Annotated in this window: 4 protein-coding genes and 1 pseudogene; all 5 read left to right on the top strand. The window is 67.4% G+C overall.

Features of this window, described 5'->3' with window-relative positions; genetic code table 11:
* Positions 1-198, top strand: a pseudogene (locus tag ACFU99_RS32830) (sugar kinase); the annotation flags it as partial.
* Positions 199-319: 121 nt separating this feature from the next.
* Positions 320-1,669: an ABC transporter substrate-binding protein gene (locus ACFU99_RS32825; protein WP_384398982.1), complete on the top strand. Its 1,350-nt coding sequence runs from the start codon at positions 320-322 to the stop codon at positions 1,667-1,669.
* 12 nt (positions 1,670-1,681) lie between these two features.
* Positions 1,682-2,680: a carbohydrate ABC transporter permease gene (locus ACFU99_RS32820; RefSeq protein WP_384398980.1), complete on the top strand. Its 999-nt coding sequence runs from the start codon at positions 1,682-1,684 to the stop codon at positions 2,678-2,680.
* Positions 2,681-2,684: 4 nt separating this feature from the next.
* The gene (locus ACFU99_RS32815; protein WP_384398978.1) at positions 2,685-3,593 is read left to right on the top strand and encodes a carbohydrate ABC transporter permease; all 909 of its coding nucleotides are present in this window, start codon (positions 2,685-2,687) and stop codon (positions 3,591-3,593) included.
* A gap of 6 nt (positions 3,594-3,599) precedes the next feature.
* Positions 3,600-4,853 (top strand): 6-phospho-beta-glucosidase, encoded by a 1,254-nt coding sequence (locus tag ACFU99_RS32810; RefSeq protein ID WP_384398976.1) that lies wholly within the window; start codon positions 3,600-3,602, stop codon positions 4,851-4,853.
* Positions 4,854-4,958 lie beyond the last annotated feature (105 nt).

Genomic DNA, 4,958 nt, shown 5'->3' with positions numbered 1-4,958 from the left:
GAGCTGGTGGTCCTGGCCGGGGCGCTGCCGCAGACCTGCGGCGAGCGGCTGCGCGAGCTGGTGGCGGCCGAACTGACCGGAATCGCCCTGCCCGAGCCGCAGTTGCGGATGACCGCCGTGGACGGCTCCCCCATTCTCATCGGCGCGCTGCAAACCGCGCTCGCCGAGGCGCGCAACACGGTTTTCGACACGGCCTGACCCCCACCGGGCCCCCGTGGCGGCCGCGACGGCCCCCCGCCGCACGAGCAGTTCCGCCACACCGTTCCCCTCCCCCGTCATCAGCCCCGCCACCAGCCCCCGCCATAAAGGAAGTTCCGCCATGCCGCGTACGCGAAGTCGCCGCGCGCCGGCCGTCCTCGGCTCGGTCCTCGCCACCGCCGGCCTGCTCCTCGCGGGCTGCGCCAACCCGAGTACCGGAAGTGACACGGACGACCCGACCAAGCCCGTCACGCTGAAGTTCTGGCACGGCTGGTCGGACAAGAACGAGGTCGCCGCCATCAACGCGTCGATCAAGCGGTTCGAGAAGCAGCACCCCAATATCAAGGTGAAATCGACGGGCAACGTCACCGACGAGACCATCAACCAGGCGCTGCGGGCAGGGGGCGACGACTCCCCGGACGTCGTGTCGTCGTTCACCACCAACAATGTGGGGCAGTACTGCTCGTCGGGCATGTGGGTGGATCTGGACCCGTTCCTGAAGAAGTCCGGCATGGAGAAGTCGAAGGTCTTCCCCAGCACCCTGCTGGACTACACGCAGTACGAGGGAAAGCAGTGCGCGCTGCCGCTGCTCGCCGATTCCTTCGGGCTCTACTACAACAAGGACGCCTTCGAGAAGGCCGGCATCTCCCGGCCGCCGCGCACCATGTCCGAGTTCACAGAGGACGCGGTGAAGCTGACGGAGCGGGCCAAGGGCGGCTCGTACAAGCAGCTCGGCTATATGCCCGACTTCCGGCTCTACCAGAACAGCCCGGACCGGCCGTTCGCCCAGTGGGCCCCCGAGTACTTCGACAAGAACGGCAAGGCTGCCCTGTCGAAAGACCCCGGCTCGAAGCAGTTCTTCACCACTCAGCTGGACATGATCAAGGCCCTTGGCGGATACGACGCCCTGGAAAGTTTCCGGACCACCTTCGGTGAGGAGATGTCCTCGCAGAACGCCTTCAACAAGGGCAAGCTGGCCATGGTCATGGACGGCGAGTGGCGCGGGCTGAAACTCAAGGAGGACAAGGCCAAGTTCGGCTGGGGCACCGCCCCCATGCCCGTACCGGACGACCAGGCCGACAAATACGGGCGCGGCTATCTGACCGGCACCGTGGCGGGCATCTCGCACAGCAGCAAGCACCAGAACGCGGCCTGGGAACTGGTGAAGTTCCTGACGGCCGACACCGATCAGGTCGTCGCCTTCGCGAACGCCATTCACAATGTGCCGTCCACCTTCGCGGCGCTGAAGTCGCCGAAGCTGGACGCGGATCCGTCCTTCCGTACGTTCCTGGACATCGCGCAGAACCCGAACAGCCAGACCGTGCCGCCCTCCAACAACGGCGGGCAGTACGTCACCACGCTCCAGGACTTCTCCTACAACGTGGAGGCCGGAAAGGTCCCGGACCTGGACAAGGGCCTGCGCGACCTCGACAAACAGATCGACGCCGACAACGTCCAGTCTGAGAACTGACGGAGTACCGCCATGGCCATATCCCCAGCTGTCACCCAGCCGCCCGCGCGCAAGAAGCCGGCCCGCCTGGACAAGGCGCCCGAGCTGCGCCGCAAGCACACCCGCGAGCGACTGCGCACCCTCGGGTTCCTCTCCCCGTGGCTGGTCGGTTTCACCGTCTTCTTCGGCTATCCGCTCCTCGCCACCGTCTATTTCTCGTTCATGCACTACAACCAGATCCAGAACCCGGATTTCGTGGGGCTGCGCAACTGGAAGTACGTGCTGACCCAGATGCCGCTGTTCGGCCCGGCGCTGTGGAACACGCTGTGGCTGGTCGTCGTGATGGTCGCGCTGCGCGTCGTCTTCGGCCTCGGCATCGGGCTGCTCATCACGAAGATCAAGGCCGGTGTCGGATTCTTCCGGACCGCCTTCTACATTCCCTATCTCGCGCCGCCGGTCGCCGCGACCGTCGCCTTCGTCTTCCTGCTGAACCCCGGTACGGGCCCGGTCAACGAGGCCCTTTCGGCGATCGGCATCAACGCCCCGAACTGGTTCAACGACGCGGCCTGGGCCAAGCCCTCGCTGGTGATGCTCTCGCTGTGGGGCATCGGCGACCTGATGGTCATCTTCATGGCCGCGCTGCTGGACGTGCCGAAGGAGCAGTACGAGGCCGCGGAGCTGGACGGCGCGGGCGCGTTCTCCAAGTTCCGCTACGTGACCTGGCCGTCGATCACCCCGATCGTGATGTTCGCGGTGGTCACGGGCGTCGTGCAGACCATGCAGTACTACACGCAGGCGCTGGTCGCCGGGAAGCTCGCATCCGGCGTGACCATCGGCCCCGGCACGGTCATCCAGCCCGGCTACCCCGACCACTCGACCCTCACCGTGCCGCAGCTCGTCTACCAGCTCGGCTTCCAGAACTTCAACACCGGCGCGGCGTGCGTGCTCTCGCTCGTACTCTTCGTCATCGCCATGGCCGTGACCTCGCTGCTGATGCGCAAGCGCGCCGGCCTGCTGACGGCGGAGGACTGATCCCATGACCACGACCACCCTGACCGCCCCGCAGCCCGCGCCGGCCCCGTCGCGCCAGGCTCCCGTGCGCCAGCCTGCCGCGATCCGCCGCAAGCGGGCCCTGCACTGGATCGCGGTGCACTCGGTCGCCATCGCCGCCGCGCTCTTCTTCGTGCTGCCGTTCGTCTTCGTCTTCCTGACATCCGTGATGAGCGACAGCCAGGCGATGAGCGGCGACCTGTGGCCGCACGAATGGAACTGGTCCAACTACGCCGACGTCATCAACACCCCCGGTTTCCTGGACTGGTGGAAGAACTCGCTGATGTACGCGGGGCTGGGCACGCTCTTCACCGTGTGCTCGTCGATACCCGTGGCGTACGCCCTCGCGAAGTTCCGCTTCCGGGGCCGCCGGGTCGCGATGATGCTGGTGATCTCCACGATGATGCTGCCGCCGCAGGTCATCGTGATCCCGATGTACCTGGTGTGGGCCCAGCAGCTGCACCTGTCCGGCTCGCTGTGGCCGCTCATCATCCCGATGGCGTTCGGCGACGCGTACTCCATATTCCTGCTGCGCCAGTTCCTGCTGACGATTCCCAAGGAGTACATCGAGTCGGCGAAGGTCGACGGCTGCGGCGATATGCGCACCCTGTTGAAGATCGTGGTCCCGATGGCCAAGCCCGGCATCGCAGCCGTCGCGCTCTTCCAGTTCTTCTACTGCTGGAACGACTACTTCGGCCCGCAGATCTACGCGGCGCAGAACCCGGGCGCGTGGACGCTGAGTTACGGGCTCGAATCGTTCAAGAGCGCGCACAGCGTCAACTGGAACATGACAATGGCCGCGACCATCCTGGTCATGGCCCCTGTCATCATTGTTTTCTTCTTCGCACAAAAGGCCTTCGTCGAAGGCGTCACTCTCACCGGAGTAAAGGGCTGATTTTTCGTGAAGCTCGCAGTGGTCGGCGGAGGCTCGACCTACACCCCCGAACTCATCGACGGATTCGCGCGGCTGCGCGACGTGCTGCCGCTTGAGGAGCTCGTCCTCATCGACCCGGCCGCCGACCGGCTGGAGCTGGTGGGCGGGCTGGCGCGGCGCATCTTCGCCAAGCAGGGCCACCCCGGCCGCATCTCCTGGACCGATGACGTCGACGCCGGCGTGGACGGCGCCGACGCCGTCCTGCTCCAGCTGCGCGTGGGCGGCCAGGCGGCCCGCAACCAGGACGAGACCTGGCCGCTGGAGTGCGGCTGCGTCGGCCAGGAGACCACCGGCGCGGGCGGCCTCGCCAAGGCGCTGCGCACGGTCCCCGTGGTCCTCGACATCGCCGAGCGGGTGCGCCGCCGCAACCCGAACGCGTGGATCATCGACTTCACCAACCCGGTCGGCATCGTCACCCGCGCGCTGCTGACGGCCGGCCACAAGGCCGTCGGTCTGTGCAACGTGGCCATCGGCTTCCAGCGGAAGTTCGCGAAGCTGCTCGACGTCACGCCGGAGGAGGTCGCCCTCGACCACGTGGGACTCAACCACCTCACGTGGGAGCGGGGCGTGCGCGTCGGCGGCGAGGACGTGCTGCCCAAGCTGCTCGCCGAGCACGGCGAGGCCATCGCGGCGGACCTGCACATGCCGCGCTCCCTGGTGGACCGCCTCGGCGTCGTCCCCTCGTACTACCTGCGCTACTTCTACCAGCACGACGAGGTCGTACGGGAGCTGAAGACCAAGCCGTCGCGCGCCGCCGAGGTGGCCGAGATGGAGAAGCAGCTCCTCCAGATGTACGGCGACCCGGCGCTGGACGAGAAGCCGGCGCTGCTGGGCAAGCGCGGCGGCGCGTTCTACTCGGAGGCGGCCGTCGCGCTGACCTCCTCGCTGCTGCGCGACACGGGCGACGTGCAGGTCGTGAATACCCTGAACAACGGCACCCTGCCGTTCCTCCCCGACGACGCGGTCATCGAGGTCCCGGCGACCGTCGACGCCCGCGGCACGCACCCGCTGCCGGTTCCGGCGCTGGAGCCGCTGTACTCGGGGCTGATCGCGAACGTCACGGGGTACGAGCACCTGGCGCTGGAGGCGGCCCTCAAGGGCGGCGCGGACCGGGTGTTCGAGGCGCTGCTCGCGCACCCGCTCGTCGGCCAGATCGAGTACGCGCAGAAGCTGACGGACGACCTCATCGCGCACAACCGGGAGCACCTCACGTGGGCCTGACCGACGCCCAGTCACCTCAGGCGCTCCGGCCAGGGGCAACGCTCGCCATCGACGCGGGCAACAGCAAGACCGACGTCGCGCTCATCGGGGCCGACGGCAGCGTGC

The sequence above is a fragment of the Streptomyces sp. NPDC057654 genome (assembly GCF_042800135.1).
Taxonomy (GTDB): Bacteria; Actinomycetota; Actinomycetes; order Streptomycetales; family Streptomycetaceae; genus Streptomyces.
This window is presented reverse-complemented; position numbering and strand designations above follow the sequence as displayed.